Below are 26,136 nucleotides of genomic sequence, written 5' to 3'. Positions count from 1 at the left end.
ACCCGGCGCACGTGGCCGGCACCCTCGACCGGGTCGCGACGCTCGTCGCCGCCGGGGTCCCGCCGCCGCGGGCCTGGGAGCTCGTCGGCCGGCTCCCCGCAGGGACCGCTCCCGCGTCCGCGGACATCGCCGTCGTCCTGCGGGTCGCGGACCGGACCGGCGCCCCCGTCGCGGAGACGCTCGGGGCACTCGCCGGCGCGCTCCGCCGATCGGCAGCGTCGGACCGGGCGATCCGGGTCGCCCTCGCCGGCCCGCGCACCAGCGCCCGCGTCGTCCTGGCGCTGCCGTTGTTCGGCCTCGGACTCGGGGCCGCGTGGGGCTCCGGAGCGGTGCAGGTCCTCACGAGCTCGCCGCTCGGCTGGGTCTGCTCGGCGCTCGCGGCCGTGCTCGTCCTGTCCGGGCGCGCCTGGACCGCGCGGCTCGTCCGGTCGGCGACGCCGGACGGACGCGTGCCCGGGGTCGTCCTCGACGCCTGGGCGGTGGCCGTCTCGGGCGGTGGTTCGTGGATCGCCGCCGGCGAGGCGGTCCGTCGTGCCGCCGACGGGATCGTCCCGCCGGCGGCCGACGTGGTCCGCCTCCGCGAGGTCCTCGACCTGGCCGTGCGAGCGGGCGTGCCCGCGGCGGGACTGCTGCGCCGCGCCGCGGAGGACGTCCGTGACGACGCTGCTGCTGCCGGCCTCGCCGCGGCCGAGCGCCTGGCCGTCCGACTCGTGCTGCCGCTCGGTGTCTGCGTCCTTCCCGCGTTCGTGCTCGTCGGGGTGGTCCCCGTCGTGGTCGGCGTCCTCTCCTCCACCGTCGTCGGTGCGCGATGACCTCTCCACAGATGCCGCTCGAGGCCACGATCGTGCGGTGGCCACGCGCCACGCTGGGATCACCGCAACAGAAGGGACGAACCCATGTGCACCACCCCGAACCGAATCCGTCGCACCAGCCGCTTCTTCGACCGGCTCCGCGCCGTCGCGCAGGACGACCAGGGGTCCGCGACCGCCGAGTACGCGGTCGTCATCCTCGCCGCCGTGGCGTTCGCCGGTGTGCTCGTCGCCGTCATGCGCTCGGGCGAGGTACAGACCATCCTCACCGAGCTCGTCCGCGGTGCCCTCTCGCTGTGACCAGGCGCGGCGCCCCGACCGGGACTCCGACCGGGGCTCGGTCACGGTCGAGTTCGCGGTCGTGCTGCCCGCCGTCGCACTCGTCCTCACCCTGCTCGTCGCGGCCGTGCTGGTCGTCGACGGACAAGGACGCCTGCAGTCGGCCGCCGCGGCGGCTGCGCGGGGCGTCGGGCGCGGGGACGACGCCGTCGGACTCGCCGCCGCCGAGCGGATCGCGCCGGGATCCTCCGTCACCGTCCGGCGCACCGACGACCTGGTGTGCGTCGACGCCACGCGCGGCGGCACCGGTCCGTTCTCGGCGCTGCCGCTCCGGGCGACGGCGTGTGCTGCGGCCGGGGGACGCTGACCGCGAGCGCGGTTCGGTGACCGTGCTCGTCGCCGCCGTCCTCGGCGTCGGGGTGCTCGTCGCGTCGTCGGCGCTCGCCGCCGCCGGACACCGCACGCAGGCAGTCCGGGCCGGGGACGCGGCCGACGCCGCCGCGACCTCGGCCGCTGCGGCGTCCGTCGGACTCCTGACCGGCTCGCCGTGCGACGTCGCCGAGCGGGTCGCGCGGGCGAACGGCTCGGCCCTCGTGGCCTGCGACCTCGCCGCCGTGACGGCCCGGGTTCGGGTGGTCGTCGACTCCGGACCGTTCGCCGTCGGCGCGTCCGCGGTCGCCGGTCCGGCGGACGACCACCCCGACCACCCCGACCACGGTGTGTATGGTGTGCCTGTCGGCCACCGGTCACCGATGTCCCGGGCGACCCGGACACGTTCGTGTCCAGGGCCGACCAGCACCACGGATCAAGGAGACACGTGCCAGGCACGAAGAAGCTCGTGATCGTCGAGAGCCCCGCGAAGGCGAAGACGATCGCGCAATACCTCGGTGACGGATACGAAGTCCAGGCCTCGGTCGGACACATCCGCGACCTCGTCGAGCCCAAGAACCTGCCGGCCGAGCTCAAGAAGGGCTCCCTCGGCAAGTTCTCGGTGGACGTCGACAACGGCTTCGAGCCGTACTACGTCGTGTCCGACGCCAAGAAGAAGACGGTCGCCGAGCTCAAGCGTGCGCTCAAGGATGCCGACGAGCTCTACCTCGCAACAGATGAAGACCGCGAGGGTGAAGCGATCGCCTGGCACCTGCTCCAGGTCCTCAAGCCGAAGGTCCCCGTCAAGCGGATGGTCTTCCACGAGATCACGAAGGAGGCGATCCAGCGTGCGCAGGAGGCCACCCGTGAGCTCGACACCGCCCTCGTCGACGCGCAGGAGACCCGCCGCATCCTCGATCGTCTCTACGGGTACGAGGTCTCGCCGGTCCTGTGGCGCAAGGTCGCTCCCGGCCTCTCCGCCGGTCGCGTGCAGTCCGCCGCGACCCGGCTCGTGGTCGACCGCGAACGCGAGCGTCTCGCCTTCGTCTCGGCCAACTACTGGGACCTCTCCGCTCGGTTCGAGAAGGCGGGGGAGTCCTCCTTCTCGGCGCGACTCGCCCGGATCCAGGGCACCCGCGTCGCCTCGGGGCGCGACTTCGACGACCGCGGTGCGCTCAGCGGTGACGTCGTGCGTCTGGACGAGGCCGCAGCCGCCTCGCTGACCACCGTGCTCGAGCGCGCCGGGGACGCCACCGTCCGCAGCGTCGACTCGAAGCCGTACACCCGCCGTCCGGCGGCACCGTTCACCACGTCGACCCTGCAGCAGGAGGCAGCGCGCAAGCTGCGCCTGTCGCCGCGGCAGACGGCGCGTGCGGCGCAGACGCTGTACGAGAACGGGTACATCACCTACATCCGTACCGACTCGGTCTCGCTCTCGAAGCAGGCGATCGACGCGGCGCGCAAGCAGGCGGCCGACCTCTACGGCGCCGCGACCGTGCCGGACAAGCCCCGTCTGTACGCGAGCAAGAGCAAGAACGCGCAAGAGGCGCACGAGGCGATCCGTCCCTCGGGCGACTCCTTCCGTACCCCGCAGGAGCTCCAGGGCACGCTCACCGGTGTCGAGTGGCGGCTCTACGACCTCATCTGGAAGCGCACCGTCGCCTCCCAGATGGCGGACGCCAAGGGTTCGACCGCGTCGATCGTGCTCGGGATCGCGTCGACCGAGTCGGTCGAGGGCATCACGTCGACCGCGAACGGCACGGACGCCGAGTTCACCGCGTCCGGCACCGTCATCACCTTCCGCGGGTTCCTCAGCGCCTACGAAGAAGGCCGCGACGAGGACCGCCACGAGTCGAGCGAGCGTGCCGGTCAGGACGTCGCGCTGCCCGATGTCAAGCAGGGCGAGCACCTCGAGGTGCACGACGTGCTGGCGAAGGGGCACGACACCACGCCCCCGCCGCGCTTCACCGAGGCCAGCCTCATCAAGACGCTGGAAGAGCTCGGGATCGGGCGTCCGTCGACCTACCCGACGATCAGCCCGACGATCATCGACCGCGGCTACGTGTCCCTGCGCGGCACTCAGCTCGTGCCGAACTGGATCGCGTTCAGCGTGGTCCGGTTGCTCGAGGAGTACTTCGGCGAACTGGTGGAGTACGACTTCACCGCCGAGATGGAAGAGGACCTCGACCGGATCGCCCGCGGCGACGCCGACCGGGTCGACTGGCTCAAGGGCTTCTACTTCGGTGGCGGCGACGACGACCAGCGTGGCCTGCGGACCGTCATCGACAACCTCGGCGAGATCGACGCGCGTGAGATCAACTCGGTCGAGCTCGCACCGGGCCTCACCCTGCGGATCGGTCGCTACGGCCCCTACATCGAGGTGCCGAGCGACGACCCGGAGAAGCCGCGTCGCGTCAACGTCCCCGAGGACCTGGCACCCGACGAGCTGACCGTCGAGAAGGCCAAGGAACTCGTCGACGCCCCCGTCATCGGCGACCGCGTCGTGGGCATCAACCCGGACACGGGCAAGGAGGTCCTGGCGAAGGACGGCCGCTTCGGCCCCTACGTCACGGAGCGCACCCCGGAGCCCGAGCCCACCGTCGACCCGAAGACCGGCGAGGTCGTCGACGCCGCCGCCGCCCCGGAGCCCGCAGCGGCCGAGCCCGCAATGGCCGAGGCCCCTGCCGAGACGACGACCGGCAAGAAGGCCCCGGCGAAGAAGGCCCCGGCGAAGAAGACGACGAAGAAGGCCGCGGCGCCCAAGGAACGGACCGCCTCGCTCTTCAAGTCGATGGACCCGGCGACCGTCGACCTCGAGACCGCGCTGAAGCTCCTCGACCTGCCCCGAGTGGTCGGCCAGGACCCGGAGACCGGCAACGACATCACTGCGCAGAACGGTCGCTACGGCCCGTACCTGAAGAAGGGGACGGACACCCGGACGCTCCCGGGCGAGGACGCGATCTTCGACATCGACCTCCCCGGTGCGCTCGAGATCTTCTCGCAGCCGAAGTACGGCGGGAACCGTGCCGCGAGCTCCGCGCTGAAGGAGTTCGAGGCGGACCCCGTGTCCGGCAAGCCGATCAAGATGAAGGACGGCCGGTTCGGCCCCTACGTCACCGACGGCGAGACGAACGCGACGATCCCGAAGGGCGAGGACGTCGAGGCGGTCGACCACGCCCGTGCGGTCCAGCTCATCGCGGACAAGCGCGCCAAGGGCCCCGTCAAGAAGAAGACGCCGGCCCGACGGGCTCCGGCGAAGAAGAAGTGACCGGACGGTTCATCACGCTCGAGGGCGGCGACGGCGTGGGCAAGACGACCCAGGCCGAGCTGCTCTCGGCGTGGCTCGCCGAACACGGCCGCACCGTCCTGCGCACCCGCGAGCCCGGCGGCACCGACCTGGGCCTCCGGATCCGCGAGATCGTGCTGCACGAGCGCGGGCACGTGTCGCCCCGGGCTGAAGCGCTGTTGTACGCGGCGGACCGCGCGCACCACGTCGAGACGGTCGTGCGTCCCGCGATCGCCCGCGACGAGGTCGTGCTGCAGGACCGGTACATCGACTCGTCGGTCGCCTACCAGGGCGTCGCGCGCGGCCTCGGCGCCGAACACATCCGCTCGGTGTCGGAGTGGGCGGCGGACGGCCTGGCGCCGGACCTGACGATCCTGCTCGACCTCGATGTGACGGTCGGACGCGCCCGGGTCGCTGCGGCCCGTGGCGACACGTTCGACCGCCTGGAGTCCGAGGCCGAGGCGTTCCACGAGTCGGTGCGACGGGCCTTCCTGGACATGGCGGCAGCCGAGCCCGACCGCTTCCTGGTGGTCGACGCCGGCGGATCCACCGATGACGTGCAGTGTGCCATCCGTGCCGCGGTCGCCCCGCTCGTCGCGATCGACCCGGCATGACCGTGGTCGCCCGCGTGACGGTGGTGCCCGCATGACCGTGGTCGCCCGCATGACGGTGGTCGCTGACAGGATGGTCCCGTGAGCGTGTGGGACGGCCTGACCGGTCAGGAAGAAGCAGTCGCCTCCCTCCGGAACGCCGCGGAGTCGACCGACGGCACCGGCGGCATGACGCACTCGTGGTTGATCACGGGGCCGCCCGGGTCCGGCCGGTCGAACGTGGCGACGGCGTTCGCCGCGGCCCTCGTGGGCAACGGTCCCGACGACGACCACACCCTGCAGCAGATCACCGCGAAGACCCACCCCGACGTGTCGGTGCTCACGACGCAGCGCGTGATCATCACGATCGACGAGATCCGGCAGCTCGTGACGTCGTCGTACTACTCGCCCTCGGTCGGGCGGTACCGCATCGTCATCATCGAGGACGCCGACCGGATGACGGAACGCACCTCGAACCTGCTGCTCAAGGCGCTCGAAGAACCTCCGGAGCGCACGGTCTGGATCCTCTGCGCCCCGAGTGAAGCCGACCTGTTGCCCACCATCCGGTCGCGCGTCCGCTCCGTGCGCCTCCGGGTCCCCGGCATCGAGTCCGTCGCCGACCTCCTCGTCGCCCGCACCGGGATCGACCGCGCCCTCGCGATGGACGCAGCGCGGCAGGCGCAGAGCCACATCGGCATGGCGCAACGCCTTGCGACGAGTGAAGACGCCCGCGATCGTCGACGCCGCACCCTGACGACCGTGCTCGGCGTCCGGAGCGTCGGTGACGCCGTGATGGCCGCTGCCGACCTGCTCGCCGTCGCCGACGAGGACGCCAAGGCCATCACGCAGCAGCGCGACTCCGAAGAACGCGACGCCGCACTGCGATCGCTCGGCATCGAACCCGGCGGCACGATCCCGCCGGCCCTCCGCTCGCAGCTCCGGCTGCTCGAGGACGACCAGAAGCGCCGTGCGACCCGCAGCCTGCGCGACGGTCTCGACCGCATCCTGGTCGACGTGTCCTCGCTGTACCGCGACCTGCTCCTGCTCGGTCTCGGTGCCCCGGCGGAACCCGTCAACCTGGCGATGCGCGACCACCTCGACCAGGCGCTGCAGTCGGTCACGCCGGCCGCGGCGCTCGAGGTGCTCGACGCCATCGCCCTCGCCCGGCAGCGGATCGCCGCAAACGTGGCGGCGTTGCTCGCGCTCGAGGCGCTGCTCGTCACGATCGCCCGCGTCCGGCACTGACCGCGACGCACACTCCCCGCAGCGAGTGGCGCATGGGACAATCACGGCATGCCCGACGCTGAACCCGGCCTGCGCGAACGGAAACGCCGTGCCACCCGCCGCGCCATCCAGGCGGCCGCGCTCCGCATCGCGATCGAGGACGGCCTCGGTGCGGTCACCGTGGACGAGATCTCGCGTCGAGCCGACGTCTCACCCCGCACGTTCTTCAACTACTTCCCGAGCAAGGAACAAGCGATCCTCGGAGACGACCCGGAGCTGCCGGACGACGCCGCGCTGCAGGAGTTCGTCGACGGGGGACCCGACGGTGACCTCCTGTCGGACCTCGGTGCGCTACTCGTCCACTCGACGCAGGAGCTCATCGAGGAACGTGGACTCATCGAGGAGCGCCAGCAAGTGCTCCGGTCGAACCCCGAGCTCTTCAGCCGTCGCATGGAGTCGATGAAGGAGTTCCAGGCCGAGATCCAGGCGGCGGTCGCCCGACGGCTCGAGCGCGAGGACCCCGAGCTCGCTGCGGACCCCGATGCGCTCCGCCGTCGCGCGCGCCTGGCGTCGATCGTGGCGCTCGGTGCGCTCCGGCACGCGTGGTGGGAGTGGTCCGGGTCCGAGGCCGGTTCGCACCTGGTCGACGAGCTCCGCAGGTCCTTCGCCGAGCTCGGCGTGCTCGTTTCGCGTTCACTCGTCTGAGCCTGTATAGTCATTGATCGTGCCGCTCCGGGTTCGGAGCGAGCGCGCCGCCTTAGCTCAGTCGGTAGAGCGATTCACTCGTAATGAATAGGTCGTCGGTTCGATTCCGACAGGCGGCTCCCACAGAAAGCCCTGTTCAGCACGCCTTCCTGGCTCAGCTGAACGGGGCTTCTTCGCGAGTGCGGTGCACACAGCAGTGCACACAACCGCACCTCGTTGGCCAGAGCCAAGCCGAGATCACGCACGTCATCCCGGGTGACGCCCGGGCACCCCGATGACCTCGAAGATGTCACGCTGCTCGTGATCGAGGTCGCCGGCAGATTCTTCGAGGGGGAGTGCGGTCCGGTCGTAGATGACGCCCCAGCTGCACGCGCGACGGCCCTGAGGCGATCTACCAGAGGCTTCGCGGTAGCCGCCCCTAGGTCCGCGCAGCGCGTCAAGCCGAGAGTTACCCAACCGTTACCGGCTTCGATCGGCGTACCTGCGCGGAAGTAGCACTAGTGACGTTTGACTTCGAGGCTGTCCGGGCACGACGCTCAGGGCATGACCTGGCAGGCGCTCGTGAGCGGACTCAGCGCCGAGAACCGCGCTGAGTTGGCTGCCGCGCTTGCCGACGTCGGAGTAGACGACGGCGAGCCGCTAGAGACGTGGCTACGCCACTGGTTCGCGCATATCCACTCGAAGAAGATCGCCCCGAAGACCATCGCCTCCTACCGGACCAGCATTGAGCAGTACATCGTGCCGGCGATCGGAACCGTAGGACTCCGTGCGCTCACGCCGACCCACGTCGGGCAGGTCGAGGAGTTCATCCGCGGCCGAGGACTGGGTGGCGCCAGCGCTCAGCAGGCCCACCGAGTGCTGTCCCTCGCACTCCGTGATGCCGCCCGGTACGAGCACATCCCGCGGAACGTCGCGACGCTTGTGAGCGCACCCAAGAAGAAGCCGGCGCAGCTCGTCGCCCTTACCGCCGACGACGGGGCTCGGATCCTCGAGAAGGTGCAGCACGACCGGCTCGGTTCACGCGCCGCCGCCGCACTGTTGACGGGGGCACGGCAGGGGGAACTCCTTGGCCTCGAGCTCGACCGTGTCACCGACGAGCTCGACCTGTCGTGGCAGTTGAAGCGATTCTCCTGGTCGCACGGTTGCATGAGGGCGTCGTTCGGGCCTCCGCGCTGCGGCGCACGGCAAGGGGCGAAGTGCCCTGACCGGTACCTGGCCGCTCCGGAGGATCAGGAGTTCCGCCACCTGACGGGTGGACTGTGGCTATCCCGGCCGAAGTCCGCCGCCGGGTGGCGTTTAGTCCCGCTGGTCGATCCGCTGCGGTCGATCATCGAACGGCGTGTGCGTGTTGCTGCGTCGGAGCCGAACCCGCACGGGCTGCTGTGGACCTCCGACCCGAAACGCAGTCGGCAGGGCGGTGTTCTCCCTGTCGATGGCTCTCCGATCGACCCGCGCGACGACAACCGCGCGTGGCACGACATGCTGAGGAGAGCCGGCGTGCAGGACGCTCGACTGCACGACGCACGCCACGCCGCCGTCGACCTGCTCTACGCAGCCGACGTCTCCGAGGCCGTGATCAGCGACATCGTCGGCCATTCGGCGGTCGCGATGTCCAGGGCGTACCGCTCGCGAGGAGACCGTGGCGCCCAACGCGCGGCCCTCCAAGCGATGGCGCGACTCGTCACTCCGACCGGTCCATCATCATCAAAAGGGGGAACACCATGAACCGTCACGCCAGAATCGCGTCGGTCTTCGCTGCTGCAGCCGCCATCGGCATCCTGCTCGCTTCATGCAGCGGTGGAGGGGTGACCGATCAGGGCGAATCGGCGGGCGCTTCTACATCGGAGACGAAGACGACCGCGCCGACCCCCGTCGAGCACATCGCCGACACATGGACGTTCGACTACCAGGGAGCGACCGGCACGTTCAAGCTCAGCGGCGACCCGAGCAACGCTGATGTCGCAGCAGTCGAAGCGGCCCGTGCTTCCGTCGATGGGGAAGCCGTCACCTTGGTGCCCGTTGAGCTCGACAACACGGCAGGCACCGAGGATCTCAACATGTACGGCGTCACCATCGTCACGAAGGACGGCCAGCAGATCGAGAGCATCGACCTTGCCGACAAGTTCTCCGCCTGGGAAGACGCAGCCGGAGACGATGTCGACAAGTACAACGCCCTCGTTGACGTCAACAACAAGTACACCCTGTTCGACCTCGCACCAGGTGCGAAAGGCACCGCTCTCCTCGCGTTCGACGAACCTGTCACCTCCGCATGGCGGGTCACTGTGATGCCCGCCGGAGGATTCGACGAAGTCGAAGCCAGCCCCGGTCAGTAAGCCGGCCCCGACGGCGAGATACTGGGTCGGTGACGAAAGTAGTAGGCACCCTCCGGTCAACCGAGACGCAAGAGTCCGAAGGCAGCGGCGACAACATCACTGAAGCTCGACAGGCCGCTATCGCGGCGTTGAACCTCGACGGGTTCGAGCTGCAGCAGGTGAACACGGTCACCAGTAAGGCGACGGGGGAGACCACGATCAAGGCTCACGCCCGGTCGACCGCGACGAAGCCGCATGAAGCCAGCGGCGCGAACTACTCAGCTGCGCTGCAGGCCTACTTTGCATCGATCCCCGAAGGGTGGCAGTCGCAGAACCTGCGAGAGGTCGAGTAGCAGTGAGTTCGACAGAGGACACCAACGGTGAAGACCTCAGCAGCCACGCGGAGCTGGTTTTCATCTACGAGGCGATCGAGCAAGCCGCGGCCGCTGTGCGTGCCCGCCGAAGGATGGAACGGGAGCTGCTTCACGGAACCACCGACGAATTCTGGGATGCAGTCGAGCAGCTTCTGAACGCCGCGGTGCGTGTGGCCAATGTCTTCTGGACGTCCTCGACCAACTCGAAGGTCAAGCGTCGGTCGAGAACTCTCAGAGCTCGCCTCGACCTAGAGAGCGTGAGCGCATTCTCCGATCTCCGAGAGGTGCGGAACAGCTTCGAGCACATTGACGAACGCATCGACGCGTGGGCGGAGCGCTCCGGAGAGTTTTTCTTGGACCGCACCATCCTGGGTTCGCGGGGATCGACCTACGTCGGCGACGATGCCGAGATGGTGGACCGCAATACCGCACGCAGTTACCACTCCGACACAAACGAGATCCGCGTGTTTGGGAAGTCCGTGTCGGCGGACGCTCTCGTCAACGAGGTGATCGTGCTCCGCCAGCACTTGAAGGACAAGACCGGACGGTGACGTCGGTGGCTACGTCCATCATCAGCTTCATGGCCGAGCACCGGTGGGCTGCACCTCAGCACCAAGACGTTCCCGTCTACGCGGCGGCATCACTGCCCCTCGACCAAATTGGTGAACCGGAGCAGCTTGATGCGCGGGAGCCGGTCTGGATCGACCGTCTGACTTTTGACCAGGTCGGTGAGCTCGGGAGGGTCAAGGCATTCGCCGTCGCCCGCTCCGACGTCGCCGTGTATGTCGAGATCTCTTGGCAGGGCCGGCTGCAGCGAGCTTGGGTGCCGCGTTCCAGCGTGACCAGGCGCAAGCTCGCACCGCGTCGAGACTGATGGCGCGCAGACGCCGTGACCGGTGGGCTCTCGGCCCCGCCTACTCACTCCCCGAGCTGGCACGGGGCGGCCCCGACTACGACGTCGCCCCACCCGACCCCGTGCTCGCCTGGGTGCAGTTCCCCGACCGGATACTCGAAGTAGAAGCCCGCGTCATCGCGTACACGGAGCGCGCGGTGCTCGTCGAGTGGGGGTTCTCGCAGGCGGCCGAGTGCGCGTGGGTGTGGCGGGACGCCGTGCAACCCCATTCAAATTCCTAGTCCGTGCGATCTCGCTTCTTCTCCGCGTTCAGTCGAACGCCTTCGGGAATCATCGAGTACAGGCGTTCTGCCTCCGCAGGCTGCACGATGACCTCCTCCACGATCGAGTTGATCGCGCCGAAGACAGGCTCCACCAGCTCCGCTGCGTCCCCTTCGAGGTAGAGCCCAACGAGCTCCGACGAGCCGTCGCCATGAAGCGAATCGTTCCCGACGTATCGAACGACGGTCAACAGCTTCCAAAGAGTCGGAGAGACGACAGAGGAGAGCTTGGCGATCAGGTCGTCCAGCCGCGCTTCTGGGCTCGACTCTGGCAAGGCGCGGAGTAGCCGCTCGAGTGCCGCTCGAGCCAGTGCCGCAGCGGCTCGCCGTGAGTGTGGCAGCACTGCCGCAGCTTCGACGTAGAGCTGCTTCGCTCCTTCGGGCATGGCTTCATGTGGAGGCGGCGTTCGGCTACGTGAGGGGTAGATGAGCTCATCCCCCCGCCACACGCTGCCCTGCGAACAAGCGGCGCACACTGACAAGTGCCATTCGAGTAGCACGCCGTTGTGCTTGGCCGCATCGCTGCTTTTCATCAATTCTGTGCCGACCACTGTGAACACGCCTTGGGTGTCGTCGACCGTTAGATAGCCCGCCACGACTTCGTCTCCCGCGTAGACGGAAAGCTCTTTGACCACGTGGTAGGAGTCACGCGTACACCGAGGGCATACGAACGAGGATGCTGGCTTCGGGGACTGTTTGGTGATCGACGGTGTAACGAAGCCACGTGCGGCAGGATTTGGCATCTGAGTCCTTGTCTCGGTGAACGTGAGTCTCCGAAGGATAACCAAGACCCAGACACGGGCGTGAAGGTGCAACTCTCGCTCGCGGGATGCGAGTCGGCGTGAGTAGCGTCGCTGATGTGATGGAACTCCTTGACCAGATCGACGCAGCAGCCGGCGGGCGCAGCTACTACTTGGCCCTCATGGGGGCACTCACGGTGCCGGATATCGCCGGTGCGCTCGCCTCCCCGACCGGTAGGGCGTCGGCCCGCTCCTACGAGAACTGGGTGCAGGGGAACTTGCCCTGGTGGGGGGACACGGACCGGGCAGGGCTTTTGTACCACTATCGGAGCACCATGCTCCACCAAAATCGGGCCTCCGCCGACGAGCGCAAGGGCTTACCCCGCCTGCTGTTCCGCGAACCCAATTTGGAGTACAACGTGCTCGTACACAACGCCTCGATCACGAAGGGCGAGAGCCGTGCCATCATCATTGACACTCGCGAGTTTTGCAACGAAGTGACCTCCGCAGGGCGAGTTTGGCTCGATAGGAATTCCCATGATGGTCATGTTGTGCGGAATCTCGACCAATCGCTCCGTCGATATGAGCACGGCTTGTCGCCGTTCATGACGGGTGTGTCGTTGATCGGGTGACCGGCGACCGGAGGCGCAAACAGAGCCCCGTTCGGCCCCGAAGTGGGGTCGAACGGGGCTGTCGCTTCAAACGCTTGATCTGTCGTACACTCGCGACGTGGAGACACCGATCGCTCGATTCGCTAATTGGTGGCACCTGCGCCGCACGCTGTGCGTCGAGTGTCGACAGCAGCCGCGCGGTCACGGTCGGTTCTGCTCTGAAGAGTGCAGCACCGAGGCCGGCTATTGGCAGGCGATCGCCTAGGCCACTTCGATCGCTCGAGCCACAGCCGTAGCGATGTCGACGTACCCAATCGTTGACGGGTGCAGACCATCGGAGTACATGCCGAGCGGCTGCGACTCTGCGTACGAGCCGAACCTTCCGAGGATGTCGACGAAGCCGACTCCCTGTGTCCGCGCAAACCCCGGAAGCGCATCCCTGTACTGCCGCTCGAGCGCATCTTCCGCAGGCGTGTTCGAGGGCACGACGGACAGAAGCATCACTGACCCAGAGGCTTTCGCGGCCGCGATGGTTGCAGCGACGTTCGCCAGGTAGGCATCGACGCTGACCGCCATCTTGGCGTCGTTGATCCCGAGCATGATCAGGGTGAGGTCAGGTGCGTACGCACGGATGGCAGCTGCGGATCCGCTGCCCGTGACGGCGCCTTGCACGCTGCCCCACTGGCCGGATGCGCTGCCGGAGACGCCGACGTTTCCAACTCGGGCGTTGGGAGTCGCCGCGACGTAGGCATCCACTCCCAGTACCGCGACGGGCTTAGGCGTGGGGTTGTAGAAGTTGACCACGTGGTTTGCGGTCGCGACGGAAGCCGTGACCGTGACCTTCTGCACGCTGCCGGCGGCGCCGGATGTGTCCACGTCGATCTTCTCGCCAGTGTCGAGTTCGACGTGGAGTGTGCCGTAGCCGCCCGTTCCGAAGTAGTAAACGTCGAAGGTGTCGGCGAGCGCCCCCGGGGTGTAGCTGGCCAGGCCCACTCCGGGGTTGTCAGACATGAGAGCAAGGCTGTCGGCCCACCCGAACGAGTTGATGACGGCCCACCCACCGAGGGACCAGCGAGGGTCTTCTACCTGCCGGGGCGGGATTGAGAGGCCGGCCCGCGCCGGGACTCCAGCTGCCAGCGCTGCCACGAGGCGTGACGGGTACGACAGCGCAGAGGAAGTGCCGTAGCCAGCGGTTGTTGAGTCGCCGACGCAGAGGATCTTCGCGGAGCGGGTGCCTGCTCTCACCCCAGCAAACGCTGCACGGGCTCTCCCCATGCTGGCGACCGTGAAGTTCCCCTCTCGACCAGCCGCTTGGGCGACGGCGGCACCTTCCGTGGTGGAGATGTCGACGATGTTCGAGGCTAGAGCCGAGCGGACGACAGTGGGGAGCTGGCCGTCTGCGCTCGAGAGCGTGGCGGCGGGGAGATCGTTCCACATCGTGAACCCGTCGCCGATCTTCACGACCCGGTTCGTCTCGTCGTACCCCCACTCACCAGACGACAGGGGACGCCCACTACCCGCCCAGTAATCCGCGCTTCCACGCCGCATCAGAATCGTGGCGAAATCCGTTGCCATGCTGGCCTCTCTCCAAAGTCTTGTGATGCGTCAGACGTCGCGCGTCGTGTCGCTCTGAAAGTCAGCACGGAACTGCGCGATCCCGTGCTCATCGAACGTGCCGTCCAAGTCGTCCTCAGCCAGCAACTCCCGGATGTGCGCATCCACCGCCGGCGGCTCAACAGCGGAACCCCACTGCGCCCGCACCGCCCGGATGTACTCACGGAACGCCTGACGCACCGAACGGAGCGTCCGCACCAACTGCGCGTACCCAGTCTCGAGACGCCCGATACGGTCCTCGTACGGCTGCACCGCCTTCGCGACAGCCGCCTCCACCCGGTCGTTGACGTACTTGTCGAGCTCCGTCGCCTGCGCGAACTGCGTCGTCGACTCCTGCGCCCGGTTCTTCGCTTCCTCAACCCGCGTCGACCGACGTGAGGTCCAGATCGCGAAGACACCAGCGATCACCGCGACAACAACCGGGGCGACGTACGGAAGCCAGTCCTTCACTTCCACTGGTGCACCTCCCGGTCACGAGCGATGTCAGTCACCCTCCACGCTGGCATCACGGCCATCGCGAAGATCGCCCAACCCACACCAGCACGGCCGATGTCACCACCGACGATCCCCGCGAGGAACACCGACCCTGCGTACAGCAGCAGCAGGCCGAGCATGAAGCACTTGCCCCAGAACTCGATCCGCCACAACCGGTTCGGGAACGCCACCCCAACGAGACACACCAGTCCCGTGATGGACAGCATCAGCCCGAACGACTGCGCGTACCCCTCACCGAACGAGTCCCGCAGCGCGGGGATGCCGCCGAGGTAGCCGAAGATCCCGAACCCGATCGCGAACAGGTCGAACGCTGGCAAGCCGATTCGGAGCAGCCAACGAACCCGATCGTCGGACTCGTCGACCCCGTTCGGACCCCAGATGGATGCAGCAACGAGCCGCCTGAACAAGCGCATCATGCGCCCCTCTCGGTACGGGTCGGGCGGTCAGGCGGAGTGCTTCGGTTCGCCGTCATCCCCGAGGCCATCACCCTTCACGAGAACGTCACCAGTACCAGGCGCATCGGGAGCGGTGTTCGTCGGCAACCACGCACCCACGAACGCGAGCACGAACCCTCCGACCACGGCCGAGATGATGACACCCACCTCGGCGCCGTCCACCTTCCCGTCCGCGAAGATGCCACCCAACGAAACGGTGCCCGCTCCGGTGATCGCACCGGCCACACCAGCCGCGTACGCCTTCTTCGCGCGCGCCAGGCTGAACTGTTCCTTCAGCGAAGACCCCACACTCGGGTCGATGATCTGCGACATGAGTTCTCCTACTTGATCTTCTTGAGGGCGGCGCGGATCACTTCGATCTGCAGGTCGTTGAACGCTGCAGGTTCGTCAGCGGTGGACTTCTCCACACGGACCAGAAGGTCCCGCACTGCGCGTCCGTCGAACAGTTGACCGGCGACGCGAAGCGAGCCGATCTTCCAGGTGCCGCCAGTCGCTCCGATGAGCAGCCATGCGGTCCCTCCCTTGATGCACTTCATGCCGATTGCCTCCTTGGGTGCCGGCTCCACGCCGGGGATGGATTCTGCGATGGTCCCCATGAGCGGGGGATTCGTGATGGGCGGCAGCTCGGCGTCGTAGATGCCGTTGCAGTGCCACGCCTCGTACACACGGAACAGAGCGCCCGTGTGCTGCACGCCACGGCGGTCGAGGATCCGGTACAGCTGGGGCCACTCGTCGCCGGTGAGTGGCCGGTTCGATCCGTCCTTGCGGGTGATGCCGAAGTCGACAGCGGTCCCGATCTGCGGGCCGTGGGTCGACGTCCCCGGGTACGCAGCAAGAGCGCCGCGTCCCTGCAGGTACAGGTTGTAGAGGTCCCACTGCCGGTCGAGCTCCCGCACACCCTCGTTCGGGGTCAGGTGCTCACCGTTGCCCTTCAGGACGTCGCGGTCGAACTCGAGCGCTGCGGATCGCAGCTGGTCAGCGAGGTACTGGTCAGTGACGGTCTGCATCCGACCCCGCGGCGAGGTCGGGGTGCCGTCGCTGTACGAAGACACCCCGATGGGGTACCTGTTCGAAGCCATGCGGCCTCCTCATGAAGAAAGCCGCCCCGATGGGACGGCTGATGGGTGAGCTAGTGGATGGGTGTCAGGCGACGCGGACCACGTTCAACGAGAACGTCGGCGCCAACTGCTTCCCAGTGGTCTGGAACCCGTAGATCCGGTACCCCGTCGAAGAAGTCACCTTCGTCGGGAACGTCACCGACTCCCGGTCCTCCCCAGAGCCGAACGCTCCACGCGCGTACGGTTCCGCACCACCATCCGGGGAGCCGATCTCAACGAACGAACGTCCCGTCGCTTTCTGCGGCAACACCATCGTCGCCGTGATCTCGTAGATGCCCGCGTCGAGCGTGAACACACCCGAATCGGCCATGCTCATCCACGAATCGTTGTCCGCCGACGACACCGTGAAGCCGAGCACCGCAGAACGGTTCCCGTTCGCCATCGCCGTTGAACGCTGACCACGCCAGTACCCCTGCATCGGACCGCCCACCCACTGCGGGGAAGCCAACGACCCCGACGCGCGGAACGTGCGCCGCACATCGGTCGCAAGGATCTCCGTCCCGTTCAGGAACATCAACGGATCCATCTGCTGCAGATCATCCGCAGACGACACCACCAGGCGAGGCTGCACTCGAGGTCGGGGAGAGTACAACGCAGCCGCAGCCAACGTCTGCCCCGACTGCCGGACGAACATGTGCAACGGCAGGAACACCTGCCCCGCCGTCAACGGCACCGTCGTCCCCTTCAACACGACCAGCTTCACCGGCAGGTTCGTGTTCGCCGGGTCGTACAGCAACCCGATGTGGTACTTCGTGGTCGACGTCACCGCCGGCACCGACAACGTCACATCAGCGTCGATCTGATGGCCGAACCCGTTCACCACAGCCCGGCCGAAACCGGACCGTGTGGACCGTCTGATCGTCACCGTGTCGTTCGTGTTCACCACGATCGCGTACGCACTACCCCAGTCGTCGAGGATCCCGTTCGACGTCGCACCGACCGTCTGCCCCCACGCAGCGTTGGTGAGGTCCAAACCGACGATCGGGAATGAGCTCTCCGTCATCTCTTCTCCTTCAGATCGCTTGCAGGGCCTGCAGTTGCCGCAACGCACGTGCAACGTCAGCGTTGGTTTTCGTTGTCCAGTTCGACGAGTCCCGGGAACCGACCATCGCGGCGACCGTTTCCGTTGGGGAACCTGCCTGCGTTTGGACGGTGGTGGTCACTTCACGGACCACGTTCGACAGGTCCATGCCGTCGATCGACACGCCGATGCGGTCACCGACCCGCCAGTCCTGCCGGTACTTGATGTCCGCCGTCTCGGTGACGGTGAACGACACTGCGACAGGGTTCGCGCCGTCAGCCAGCGCATCGGTTCCCGCCTGCGTCAGTTCCGCCGTGTCGGTCGTTTGTCGCTGATCGATGAGGGATTCCACCTTCATGCCCCACAGCGTCTCCGCAGTCACGTCGACCTTCTCGACGAACAGACGGTTCACGCCCTGCCCGCCACCCGCAACGATCGCGTCAGTGACGGTCGGACGTGACAGTGTGTACGACCAGTCATCACCAACGAGCCCCGCGGTGAAGTTCGTTGCCGCACCGAACCGGATGTTCGCGGTCAGGTCACGCACCGGACGGACCGTCATCCCCAAGTACGGGGCGGTGTCCTCACCGTGGACAACATCCACATGCAAACTGCCCGACTCCGACACGTCACCGACCGTGTTGCTGAGCAGGTCCAACCGTCCCTTGATCGACACGTTCTTCCCACGCCCCTGAGACGCCGGGACACGGAGACTGTTCACCCGTCTCGAGGTGAGCGCTCCGGGGCCGATGTTCGCGTTGACGTAGCCGAGGAGAACTGTTTCCGCCGGCCCCGACCGGTTGTCGTACGCAGCGGGCTGCGCAGTGATCGCTTTCGTCGGGTCGGGGTAGATGATCCGCCCACTGAGGATGTCCGCGTCGGACACACCCGACACCGTCGACACCGTCGCGCCACGCTGGATCGACGTCACCGGCCCCGACATCACCACCACCGAACCGGACACATCCGAACGGGTGAGGATCACCCCAGCACCAGGAACCAGCAGCCCCCGCAAACCCTCGTTGCGGGCAGTCACCGACCACGTCCCCGAAGCCGTCCCCGTGACGTTGTGCCGCTCCACGACGATCAGCTGCGACCAGTACCGCACCGGATCCGACGTGCGCACCAAGCTGATGCTCCGCGGCTGGATCATCCACGTCACCATGCCGACACGAACCTCTCCCACCACGACACCGTCATCGACGTGCCATCACCCGACGAGTTCAACGCAACATCCATCACGTTCCCGCCAGGCATCAGCGGCGAGAACGTCGAGGTGAACGCGATCTTCGACCACGCCACCGCACCATCAAGACGAGCCGAGCGGCGCCGCGGGTCAGTGACCAACTGCAGCTGCGACCCAGCAGGGATCGCAGAATTCATCACCACGTTCGTACCCGGGAACGTCACCGAAGCGAGCGTCGCCGGCCCCGACACGTCCATGTCCATCCACGCAGGCACGTCCCCCTGCACGACGATCTGCATGCCGTTCCCGATGACAACCGCAGGGGTCAACGCGCGAGGCCACGGCGCGATCCCAGTCCCGTTCCCGAGGAAGATCTCCCCGTCCTGCACGGTGAACGTCTGCGACGTCTTCTCTCGTGCATGGAAGAACGGATCCGCGGCAACCAACGTGAGCCCGAACTTCTGCCACCGGGTTCCACCATCCGCGCCGCCACCAGCGCCTTCCATCCCCGACTTGTACGTCACGTCGAGGAGACGCTCACCCTTCGACGACAGGACGCCGAGCCGGAACGCACCAGTCGCACCCACACGGGGCGCGAACCAGTTCGTGGTCAGCATCCCGCGGAGCTCATCAAGCTCCGCGAAGAACGCCGCTTGCGACTCGTCGGACGCGAACTTCATCGGGAGGAACACTTCCCGCTCGAGGATGTTCTCCTCCTGAATCCAGGAACCCGGGATTCCCGGCGTCGTTGCCGTCACAACATCGACCGGCGGCAGGTACAAGCCGGTGACGCCCGGCATCAGGATCCGTTCCGCGTCAACGTTCAACGGGATGACCGTCTGCCCGTCCATCGACTCGAGCCAGTACACCCGCGTGTCCTCACGGGGCAGGACCGGCGGTGTCGTCGGGAACGACACATCCGACCCTGCCCCGTTGCCGTCCACGACGTTCGCGAACACGTCCGACGGGTTACCCCCATCGAGGATGCTGTCGAGCACCTGGGACGGTGAACCGCCATCGATCAGAGTCGCCATCAGGTGCCCTTTCGTTAGCCGTTCGCCAGCACTTCGCGGCGGTGCATCCAGTCCTCGAACTCGCGGATCGCGCCACGGTCCGGGTTGTTGAACGTTGGCGCGTACGTGTTGCCGCCGCCACCGCTTTCGGTTGAGACGATCTCCCGCAGTGTCTGCATCGGCAGCGCAACCTCCGGGTCGCGGAGGTTGTTCTGCACCAGAGACAGCCCCTGGGGGAGCACACCGCCCTTGTCGTACAAGGTGGGGGTGAGGCCGCCGACGATGCCGCCAGCAGCCATCCCGCCGCCCGAAGGACGGCCCTTGTACTCGAAGTGCCACGGCTCACGCTGCGCGAATGACAACCCGGTCGGGTACCAGCCGAAGCGGGGACCGTTCGAACGCATCCACGCCTGCGAACCACCACCGACGTCAGCCGCGTTACCGAGTCCGTGCACCGAGGTGCCCGGGGTGGCTGCGAGGTTCCCGCCGGCCCGGTACATCGCGTACCGCTTCTGCTGGTTCGCGAGATCCCGGTAACCCTCCGTCAACGACAGGCCACCACCGAACGCCCGCTGCATCGCCTCCCACGCGACCGCAGCAGCCTTCCGGAGATACCCACCGATCGGACCGACACCAGAACCACCCGTGAACCCGGTGACCTTCGACAGCGCCGACTTCGGCAGCTGCCCGTTCTTCCCGGACCCGCCGAAGTTCCCGACATCGCCGCCGCCCATGTTCTTCAACACGGACACTGCGCCCGACAGGAGCTTGTTCCCCATGCCCGCTGCAGCGTCGACCATGCCGCCCGAACCGGGGATGTTACCGATCACGGACTTCACGAGCTTCCCGAGAGTCCCCATGGGGTCCGATACGACTTGCGACGCGGTCTCCGCGGCGTTCTTCGTCCAGTCCCACGCGTTCCCCGCAGCACCCTTCGTCCACGACCAGGCAGCCTTCGCACCCGCGAGGAGTCCGTTCCCGTTGCCGCCATCGGAACCGGAGTTCTTCTTGACGACACCGCCCTTCGCGTAGCCCGTCATCTGACGGACAGCGGAGGCGCCACCGGAGTTACCGGCAGCGTTCAGTGCATGGATCGTGGACGGTCCAAGACCGCGAACGACCTCGGGGACGAGGACACCTTCACCGCGACGCATCGGCGTCATCACGTCGTCACGCTTCGCGGCCTGGTAGCCGGGGATCACACCACCACGGGCGAACCCGTCAGGCAGGCTGACCTTGTCGATCTTCTTCGTCCCGAAGAACCCAGCGACCTTGTTGAAGTTGCCGATGAGGGCCTTGTTGATGACCGTGTCGACGACGAACTTGATCGGGATCTTCGCGGCAGTCTTCACCGCGTTCCACGCCTTCGCGATGCCGTCCTTCATGACACCGAACGCAGCCGGGATCGTGACCTTCGCCACGTGTGCGAGCTTGTCGAACACAGGCTTCAGCCAGGACCACAACGCACCGACAGCTACCCGGATGCCGAGCATCGCCGGAGCGATGATCGACCGGTCAAGCCAGGTGAAGATCGGTCCGAGGACACCCCGAATGTAGGAAGTCGCCACGGAGAAGATCGCCCGCACCCGAGCCCACCACGCTGCGGTTACGGCGCTGATTGTCGCGAACGCTGTCCGCACGATACTGCTGACCCAGGTGAATGCGACACCGAAGGTGCCACGGAGGAACAGGACCGCCGTGTTGAACACGGTCGACGCGAGCCCCCACCACCACCGGATCCCCGCAGCGATCGCAGCGAACGCGGTCTTCGCGACTGCCGAGAAGAACGTGAACGCCGGGGCGAGCACGAACTTCAGCATCGCGATCGCGAGGTCGAAGACTGCGGACGCCGTGTTCCAGAACCAGCCGATGACTGCTGCGATCCCGCGGAACACGGGCATGGTGATGTTCTGCCACCACCACGTGAGCACGGCGCCGACAGCACGGACGACGGTCATGATGCCCGAGAAGACGGGCTTCAGGATCGTGTCCCACATCCACGTTGCCGCTGTCCCGATGCCGGTCAGTGCCGGCACGAACACGGTCTTCCACAGCCACATGGCGGCTGTGCCGACCGCCTTCGCTCCGACCTGAATCCCAGTCCAGACGGCGTCGACTGCAGTCTTGAACCAGCCAAGGTTCTTGTACGCCCAGACCACACCGGCGACAAGCGCTGCGAGGGCAGCGATGGCGGCGACGATCGCCACGACCACCAGCCCGATCGGATTCGCGAGGAGAGCTGCGTTGTACGCCCACTGCGCTGCGGTGGCGATGGCGACGGCACCGCGCCACAGCCCGAAGACCGCGACTCCTGCCTTGCCCGCCAGCCCCTGAGCCTGCGTTGCAGCTGCAGCGCCGTAGGAAGCGAGCGCGAAGCCTTCCTGAGCGCGCTTCGCGATCAGGGTGGCAGCGGTGACAGCGCCGATGATCCCGGGGATGACCTGCATCGACCAGTAGGCAGCGACAAGGAAGCCGACGGCGCCAGCGGCGAGCCCGACGATGATCTTGTGCTCCCGCAGGAACCCCGTAACGCCGACGAGCAGCGGTCCGATCATCTGCATGGCTGCCGCAGCCGCACGGAGCCCCAGCACGAAGATGCCACCGACCACCGCGGCAACCGGAGCGACCGCGACAGCGATGTTCTTCAGAGAAGGAATCAGCGACTGAGTCGTGAAGGCCCAGATGTCGCGGAACGCCCCCACGATGACCGTGCGGGCAGCCTGCACACCCGACACGACCGCAGGGTCAATCCCGGAGATCGGTGCGGACACCTTCCCGGTGAACGCGAGCTTCCCGAGTCCACCAGCGATGCCGAGGAACTTCGTGACCCTGTCACCGGCACCGTCAAGGCCGCCAGCGATCCCGTTGACCGCCGCCTCGAGGGCCGGGGTCACGGTCTGGTAGATGCCAAGCGCGACGTCTTCAAGCTGCGACTGCAGCTTGTCCATCGCACCGCCAAGACCCTTCATCTTCGACTGCGCCACAGCAGCAGCACCACCCTGACGGGTCACAGCGCCAGCCATCGCGTCGAAGTTCGTCGCACCGGTCTTCGCAAGCGCAGCGACCGCAGCGAGCGGTTCACGGCCGAACGCGAGGACCGACTGAGCAGCGAAGTCCTCCTGCGTCATCGTCTTCCGCGCTTCCGCAAGCGACTCAATGACCGCGCGGAGACCCACGAACTTGCCCTGCTGATCAAAGACCGACAGGTTTAGGGCGTCGACAGCCTTCTGCGCCTGCTTCGACGGCCGCGCCAAAGACGCGAGCATCCCCCGGAGAGCAGTACCCGCCGTGTCGCCCTTCAGGCCGTTGTTCGCGAGGATTCCGATCGCCGAAGCAGTGTCGGAGAGGCTGATGCCGAGCGTGTTCGCGACCGGTCCGACGTACTTCATCGACGTCGCGATGTCGTCGACACCACCAGCTGCAGCGTTCGCCGTGTTCGCGAGGACGTCGGCGACCATCGACGCGTCCTTCGCCGCGAGGCCGAACTGATTGATGGAGTTCGCCTGGATCTCAGCAGCACGCCCACCCGACACCTGCGCTGCCGCAGCGAGCTGGATCGTGCCCCGGGCCGCATCCATTGCGTCCCGGGCGGACAGGCCACCCTTGGCGAGCTCGAGCATGATGTCCGCAGCGTCCTTGCCGGACGTCGCAGGAAGAGTGAGGTCGGAACCGAGCTGGCGGGCCGTGCGGCCCACTTCCACCATCTGCTTACCGGTGAGATTCGCGACAGCCTGCAGCTCGTTCATCGTCGCCGTGTACTCGTTGCCGAGCTTGATGACCTGCCCGGCGCCGATGATCGCACCGAACCCGGCAGCCATCCCCGCGAGCGGCTTCAACGTCGCCAGAGCAGTCGCCGCGACGTTCTTCGCGCCAGCAGCGACCTTCCCCAGCCCAGAAGACAGGGGAGCGCCAGCAGCAGCAAGCCGGCCGAACCGGGACTGCATCAACGCGGTCTGCTTCGAACCCTGAGCCTGCGCAGCCGACAACTGCCCGGTCACGGTCTTCTGCTCGTTGAACGCAGCCTTCAGCTGATCCTCAACCGCAACAACCTTCATGCCGGCGAGCTGCTGCTTCCCACGCGCCGACGTGAGCTGCTGCTCCGCCTTCAACGCCTGCGACGACGACGCCGTGTACTTCTTCCGCTGCTCAGCGAGACGAGCCTCAGCCGCCTGCACACCGACAGCGGCAGCCTTCTCCTCCGAACGCGCCTTCGCGATCGCGACCTTCTCCGACTGGATCGCCTTCGCCGCACGCTTCGACGCGACCTCGAGCTCCGACACCAGAGTCTTCGCCGCCGACGTCGAACCGCCAGCCGCGACACCAGCCGAGAACTGACGGCCAGCAGACAGGCCCGCGGTCTTCGCCGCGGTACCTGCCTGCTTCGTCATCGTCGATGCGAACTTCGACATCGACGGGAGCACATCGAGCCACACAGCTGAACCGGCCACAACGCACTCCAATGTCTAGTTGTTGACGAACCAGCCCGCCTCAACGACGGCCATCTCGGCCCGCTGCTGCGCTAAATACTCGGCGTCCGCTTCGTCCTGCTCGGTCGGCTCCACGACAGGAGCAGGCAGCAGGTCCGGCTTCGGGACAGCCGACTTCGACAGCGCCGACTGCACCGTGTACAGCAGCACCCGCATGATCGAGTTCGTGTCCCGCGCGATCCAGTCGGAGTCCTGCCAGTCCGTGTCCCGATGGGCACGGTGGAACGCTGAATCGGTGGGTAGCCCTTCGACGAGGACCCGCAGCTGCCGGGTGCTGATGCGCCCCTGCAAGTACTCCGCCAACGGATCCCGCGGCGAGTACGTCGACTGCAGCGCAGCGTCCCCGGGACCCTGATGGTCACCGAGGAGTTGCAGCATCGCCTCCGCGCGGACCTGCACAGCGACAGGGTGCGTCGCCGGCAGGTCCGCGATCTCGAGGTCGAAGTCGTCGAGGTCTACCCCCGTCAGTTTCCCTGCGAGTCCTTCAGGTCCTGGCCGACAGCGATCATCACGAGGTTGATGCCCTCGTCGGTGCCGCCCTGCTCGATGAACTTCTCGTACTGCTCGTCACCGAGGAGGATGCGGCCCTGAGCGGACTCGTCTTCGTCGTCGGCGCCCTTCAGCGCCTTCTTCGTTGCGGTGTCGTAGAAGTACGGGTGGGGCAGGTAGAACGCCTCACCACCCTCTTCCACGAAGATCTCGATCGTGTCGCCGCCGACGGACTCCTCGACCTTCCGCCGAGCGGCGGCGAGGGTGTACGACGTGCGACGGTTCTTGTCAGCCTTGCTGGTCATGCTGGTCTCCTAGTGAGCTTGGTGAGCTCGTGAGCAGGGGTAACAGGTGGCGGCGGCGCAGCTCACCAAACGACGCCGCCACCTGGTCTTGGGGGAGGGTCAGCCGCCGGAAACGACGACACCGCCGGCAGCGGTCTGAGCCTCCGTGTACGACTTCCCGACCACCGGGTCCTCGTAGATCGTGAAGGTGCGGTTCACCTCTTCGACGTCGGAACGGTTCAGCGCCCGGTCGTCGATGTCGGTGACCTTGATGCGGTACGCGGCCTCCACGCGGTACACGGCGGAGTCGCCGACACCGTCCTGCGACAGGGTGATCGCCCGGTAGTACGGGTACTCACCCGACGTCTCGTCGTAGATCCACGCCGCGTTCTTGTCCGACGGCCACTCCGACACGGGCTGCTTGTACGCCAGCGCCTTCGTCCACCCGTTTGTCTCACCGAACGCCACCTGGAAGGTGTGCGTCTCCGACGTGACGTCCGACCGGACCGACTGCGTGGTCTGCAGCATGTTCGTCTCGTCCGACGACACGTCGTACGAGTGCGAGATGCCGTCGGTGGTGATGTAGCCCATGTTCTTGTAGCCGGTCGGCAGGGCGATCGGCAGACCGTTGGCAGCGAAGAACGCCTCCGGGACGGCAGTGGAGTAGTCAGCGATCGCGAGGATCGTGGTACCCCACTTGTGGACGTTGCGGTTGTCGTTGGCCAGCTGGCCAATCACGTCAGGCATGCGTTCTCCTTGAACGACAAAGCCGCCCGACGTGCGGACGGCTGATGGATGATGAGTGTGTTGGTGAGCGGCCTATTGGGGGCGCGCGTCGAGCTCGTACGTGCCGACAGCACGACGCAGCGCCGCATTCGAGTACGCGACGTTCCCGAACGAGTCGGCCTCGCGGACCTCGTCGAAGAGGTTGCAGCGGACCATCGCGACTTCGACTTTCTGGACGAGGTCCCACACGGCGCCGCGGGTCTTCGCGAACACCGTCAAGTCGACGTGGAACGTCTTCTCGTAGTCGCGGCCGAACCCGCCAGGGATCCGCTCTACGACAATGACGGGAGCAACGGTCTCGAGGTTGGAGGGGGTCTCCGTGTACGTCGCAGCGCCCGTCTCCTGCTTCAAGTAGGCGAGAAGCACCTTCTCGACGTTGGGCCACACCCCGTACACGTTCATGCGCCCATCGCTCTCCGCAGGATCGCCTGCTTCGACACCCCAACGTCGCCGTGCTCCACTTGGGTCGCATCAGCAGACGTCGCAATCACACGAGCGAACGGACGCTTGTACCCGCCGTTCGCTTTCGTGCCAGGACGAGTGCCCTCCTCCACACGGAGAGAGTCACCGAACTGCTTCGCACCAGCCGAGTACGCCAGCCGTTGAGCACGCGGCAGGATCCGGTCCGCCTTGTCCCGCATCGCCTTCCGCACCACGGGATTCCGGACCGCCTGATCGATGATCCCCCGGCCGATGACGACCTTCGGCATCAGTAC

General features: G+C 66.9%; 30 protein-coding genes and 1 tRNA gene. 16 read left to right on the top strand and 15 right to left on the bottom strand.

Annotated elements, in window-relative coordinates; translation table 11 throughout:
- The first annotated feature begins 11 nt into the window (after positions 1 to 11).
- The 15 genes from EDF42_RS10780 (at position 12) to EDF42_RS10710 (ending at position 11,082) form a co-directional block, all read left to right on the top strand.
- Complete coding sequence (locus EDF42_RS10780) at positions 12 to 812, top strand: type II secretion system F family protein (protein ID WP_185002784.1); 801 nt, start codon at positions 12 to 14, stop codon at positions 810 to 812.
- A gap of 84 nt (positions 813 to 896) precedes the next feature.
- The gene (locus EDF42_RS10775) at positions 897 to 1,109 is read left to right on the top strand and encodes a DUF4244 domain-containing protein (protein ID WP_123338894.1); all 213 of its coding nucleotides are present in this window, start codon (positions 897 to 899) and stop codon (positions 1,107 to 1,109) included.
- Entirely contained in the window at positions 1,093 to 1,455 is a 363-nt protein-coding gene (locus tag EDF42_RS10770) for a TadE family protein (protein ID WP_123338895.1), read from the top strand. Before EDF42_RS10775 ends, EDF42_RS10770 begins: the two co-directional genes overlap by 17 nt.
- Positions 1,456 to 1,471: 16 nt before the next feature.
- Entirely contained in the window at positions 1,472 to 1,930 is a 459-nt protein-coding gene (locus EDF42_RS10765) for a hypothetical protein (protein ID WP_185002782.1), read from the top strand.
- Positions 1,906 to 4,725, top strand: a complete 2,820-nt coding sequence (gene topA / locus EDF42_RS10760; RefSeq protein WP_123672333.1) for a type I DNA topoisomerase — start codon at positions 1,906 to 1,908, stop codon at positions 4,723 to 4,725. Before EDF42_RS10765 ends, topA begins: the two co-directional genes overlap by 25 nt.
- Positions 4,722 to 5,357 carry a dTMP kinase gene (gene tmk, locus EDF42_RS10755; RefSeq protein WP_123672332.1) on the top strand — a complete coding sequence of 212 codons (636 nt, stop codon included), beginning with the start codon at positions 4,722 to 4,724 and terminating at the stop codon, positions 5,355 to 5,357. The genes topA and tmk overlap by 4 nt, the downstream gene beginning before the upstream one ends.
- A 78-nt stretch (positions 5,358 to 5,435) precedes the next feature.
- Positions 5,436 to 6,578, top strand: coding sequence for a DNA polymerase III subunit delta' (locus EDF42_RS10750; RefSeq protein WP_123292158.1), 1,143 nt, complete (start codon positions 5,436 to 5,438; stop codon positions 6,576 to 6,578).
- Between the two features lie 48 nt (positions 6,579 to 6,626).
- Positions 6,627 to 7,262: a TetR/AcrR family transcriptional regulator gene (locus EDF42_RS10745; RefSeq protein ID WP_123672331.1), complete on the top strand. Its 636-nt coding sequence runs from the start codon at positions 6,627 to 6,629 to the stop codon at positions 7,260 to 7,262.
- Positions 7,263 to 7,308: 46 nt separating this feature from the next.
- Positions 7,309 to 7,381, top strand: a tRNA-Thr gene (locus tag EDF42_RS10740).
- A gap of 424 nt (positions 7,382 to 7,805) precedes the next feature.
- Positions 7,806 to 8,987: a tyrosine-type recombinase/integrase gene (locus tag EDF42_RS10735; protein WP_123672330.1), complete on the top strand. Its 1,182-nt coding sequence runs from the start codon at positions 7,806 to 7,808 to the stop codon at positions 8,985 to 8,987.
- Entirely contained in the window at positions 8,984 to 9,595 is a 612-nt protein-coding gene (locus EDF42_RS10730) for a hypothetical protein (protein WP_148067749.1), read from the top strand. Before EDF42_RS10735 ends, EDF42_RS10730 begins: the two co-directional genes overlap by 4 nt.
- A gap of 29 nt (positions 9,596 to 9,624) precedes the next feature.
- Entirely contained in the window at positions 9,625 to 9,927 is a 303-nt protein-coding gene (locus EDF42_RS10725) for a hypothetical protein (RefSeq protein WP_148067747.1), read from the top strand.
- Positions 9,928 to 9,929: 2 nt separating this feature from the next.
- Positions 9,930 to 10,499 (top strand): hypothetical protein, encoded by a 570-nt coding sequence (locus EDF42_RS10720; protein ID WP_123672327.1) that lies wholly within the window; start codon positions 9,930 to 9,932, stop codon positions 10,497 to 10,499.
- Positions 10,500 to 10,504: 5 nt separating this feature from the next.
- Positions 10,505 to 10,822, top strand: a complete 318-nt coding sequence (locus EDF42_RS10715) for a hypothetical protein (RefSeq protein WP_148067745.1) — start codon at positions 10,505 to 10,507, stop codon at positions 10,820 to 10,822.
- Positions 10,822 to 11,082: a hypothetical protein gene (locus tag EDF42_RS10710; RefSeq protein WP_123672325.1), complete on the top strand. Its 261-nt coding sequence runs from the start codon at positions 10,822 to 10,824 to the stop codon at positions 11,080 to 11,082. Before EDF42_RS10715 ends, EDF42_RS10710 begins: the two co-directional genes overlap by 1 nt.
- Here the strand turns inward: EDF42_RS10710 and EDF42_RS10705 are convergent.
- Positions 11,079 to 11,756 (bottom strand): DUF4145 domain-containing protein, encoded by a 678-nt coding sequence (locus EDF42_RS10705; protein ID WP_185040904.1) that lies wholly within the window; start codon positions 11,754 to 11,756, stop codon positions 11,079 to 11,081. The genes EDF42_RS10710 and EDF42_RS10705 overlap by 4 nt on opposite strands.
- A 227-nt stretch (positions 11,757 to 11,983) precedes the next feature.
- Between EDF42_RS10705 and EDF42_RS10700 the strand changes: the two genes are divergently transcribed.
- Positions 11,984 to 12,493 carry a hypothetical protein gene (locus tag EDF42_RS10700; protein WP_185040902.1) on the top strand — a complete coding sequence of 170 codons (510 nt, stop codon included), beginning with the start codon at positions 11,984 to 11,986 and terminating at the stop codon, positions 12,491 to 12,493.
- Positions 12,494 to 12,733: 240 nt separating this feature from the next.
- On the opposite strand, the gene EDF42_RS10695 is transcribed toward EDF42_RS10700, so the two are convergent.
- From EDF42_RS10695 to EDF42_RS10630, 14 genes are all read right to left on the bottom strand, one after another.
- Positions 12,734 to 14,047: an SGNH/GDSL hydrolase family protein gene (locus EDF42_RS10695; protein ID WP_123672322.1), complete on the bottom strand. Its 1,314-nt coding sequence runs from the start codon at positions 14,045 to 14,047 to the stop codon at positions 12,734 to 12,736.
- 30 nt (positions 14,048 to 14,077) lie between these two features.
- Positions 14,078 to 14,542 (bottom strand): hypothetical protein, encoded by a 465-nt coding sequence (locus tag EDF42_RS10690; protein ID WP_148067741.1) that lies wholly within the window; start codon positions 14,540 to 14,542, stop codon positions 14,078 to 14,080.
- Complete coding sequence (locus EDF42_RS10685; RefSeq protein WP_123672320.1) at positions 14,533 to 14,997, bottom strand: hypothetical protein; 465 nt, start codon at positions 14,995 to 14,997, stop codon at positions 14,533 to 14,535. The genes EDF42_RS10690 and EDF42_RS10685 overlap by 10 nt, the downstream gene beginning before the upstream one ends.
- 27 nt (positions 14,998 to 15,024) lie before the next feature.
- Positions 15,025 to 15,348: a hypothetical protein gene (locus EDF42_RS10680; protein ID WP_123672319.1), complete on the bottom strand. Its 324-nt coding sequence runs from the start codon at positions 15,346 to 15,348 to the stop codon at positions 15,025 to 15,027.
- Positions 15,349 to 15,356: 8 nt separating this feature from the next.
- On the bottom strand, positions 15,357 to 16,115 hold the full coding sequence (locus EDF42_RS10675) for a hypothetical protein (RefSeq protein WP_123672318.1): 759 nt from the start codon (positions 16,113 to 16,115) through the stop codon (positions 15,357 to 15,359).
- A gap of 64 nt (positions 16,116 to 16,179) precedes the next feature.
- A complete protein-coding gene (locus EDF42_RS10670) occupies positions 16,180 to 16,974 on the bottom strand; it encodes a hypothetical protein (protein WP_148067737.1) in 795 nt (264 codons plus the stop codon).
- Between the two features lie 193 nt (positions 16,975 to 17,167).
- Positions 17,168 to 18,328 (bottom strand): Gp37-like protein, encoded by a 1,161-nt coding sequence (locus tag EDF42_RS10665; RefSeq protein WP_185040898.1) that lies wholly within the window; start codon positions 18,326 to 18,328, stop codon positions 17,168 to 17,170.
- 5 nt (positions 18,329 to 18,333) lie between these two features.
- On the bottom strand, positions 18,334 to 19,230 hold the full coding sequence (locus EDF42_RS10660) for a phage distal tail protein (RefSeq protein ID WP_185040896.1): 897 nt from the start codon (positions 19,228 to 19,230) through the stop codon (positions 18,334 to 18,336).
- Between the two features lie 179 nt (positions 19,231 to 19,409).
- Positions 19,410 to 23,783, bottom strand: a complete 4,374-nt coding sequence (locus tag EDF42_RS10655) for a phage tail tape measure protein (protein ID WP_148067735.1) — start codon at positions 23,781 to 23,783, stop codon at positions 19,410 to 19,412.
- Positions 23,784 to 23,837: 54 nt separating this feature from the next.
- Positions 23,838 to 24,260 carry a hypothetical protein gene (locus EDF42_RS10650; protein WP_123672313.1) on the bottom strand — a complete coding sequence of 141 codons (423 nt, stop codon included), beginning with the start codon at positions 24,258 to 24,260 and terminating at the stop codon, positions 23,838 to 23,840.
- 65 nt (positions 24,261 to 24,325) lie between these two features.
- Positions 24,326 to 24,655 carry a hypothetical protein gene (locus EDF42_RS10645; protein WP_123672312.1) on the bottom strand — a complete coding sequence of 110 codons (330 nt, stop codon included), beginning with the start codon at positions 24,653 to 24,655 and terminating at the stop codon, positions 24,326 to 24,328.
- Positions 24,656 to 24,754: 99 nt separating this feature from the next.
- A complete protein-coding gene (locus EDF42_RS10640; protein WP_123672311.1) occupies positions 24,755 to 25,381 on the bottom strand; it encodes a hypothetical protein in 627 nt (208 codons plus the stop codon).
- Positions 25,382 to 25,453: 72 nt separating this feature from the next.
- Entirely contained in the window at positions 25,454 to 25,822 is a 369-nt protein-coding gene (locus EDF42_RS10635) for a hypothetical protein (protein WP_123672310.1), read from the bottom strand.
- Complete coding sequence (locus EDF42_RS10630) at positions 25,819 to 26,130, bottom strand: hypothetical protein (RefSeq protein ID WP_123672309.1); 312 nt, start codon at positions 26,128 to 26,130, stop codon at positions 25,819 to 25,821. The genes EDF42_RS10635 and EDF42_RS10630 overlap by 4 nt, the downstream gene beginning before the upstream one ends.
- Between the last annotated feature and the right edge of the window lie 6 nt (positions 26,131 to 26,136).

Origin of the sequence: Curtobacterium sp. PhB172, assembly GCF_003752545.1 — a bacterium.
In the GTDB taxonomy this organism is placed as follows: domain Bacteria; phylum Actinomycetota; class Actinomycetes; order Actinomycetales; family Microbacteriaceae; genus Curtobacterium.
Note: the sequence above shows the minus strand (reverse complement) of the source record. Positions and strands in the feature narration are given on the sequence as shown.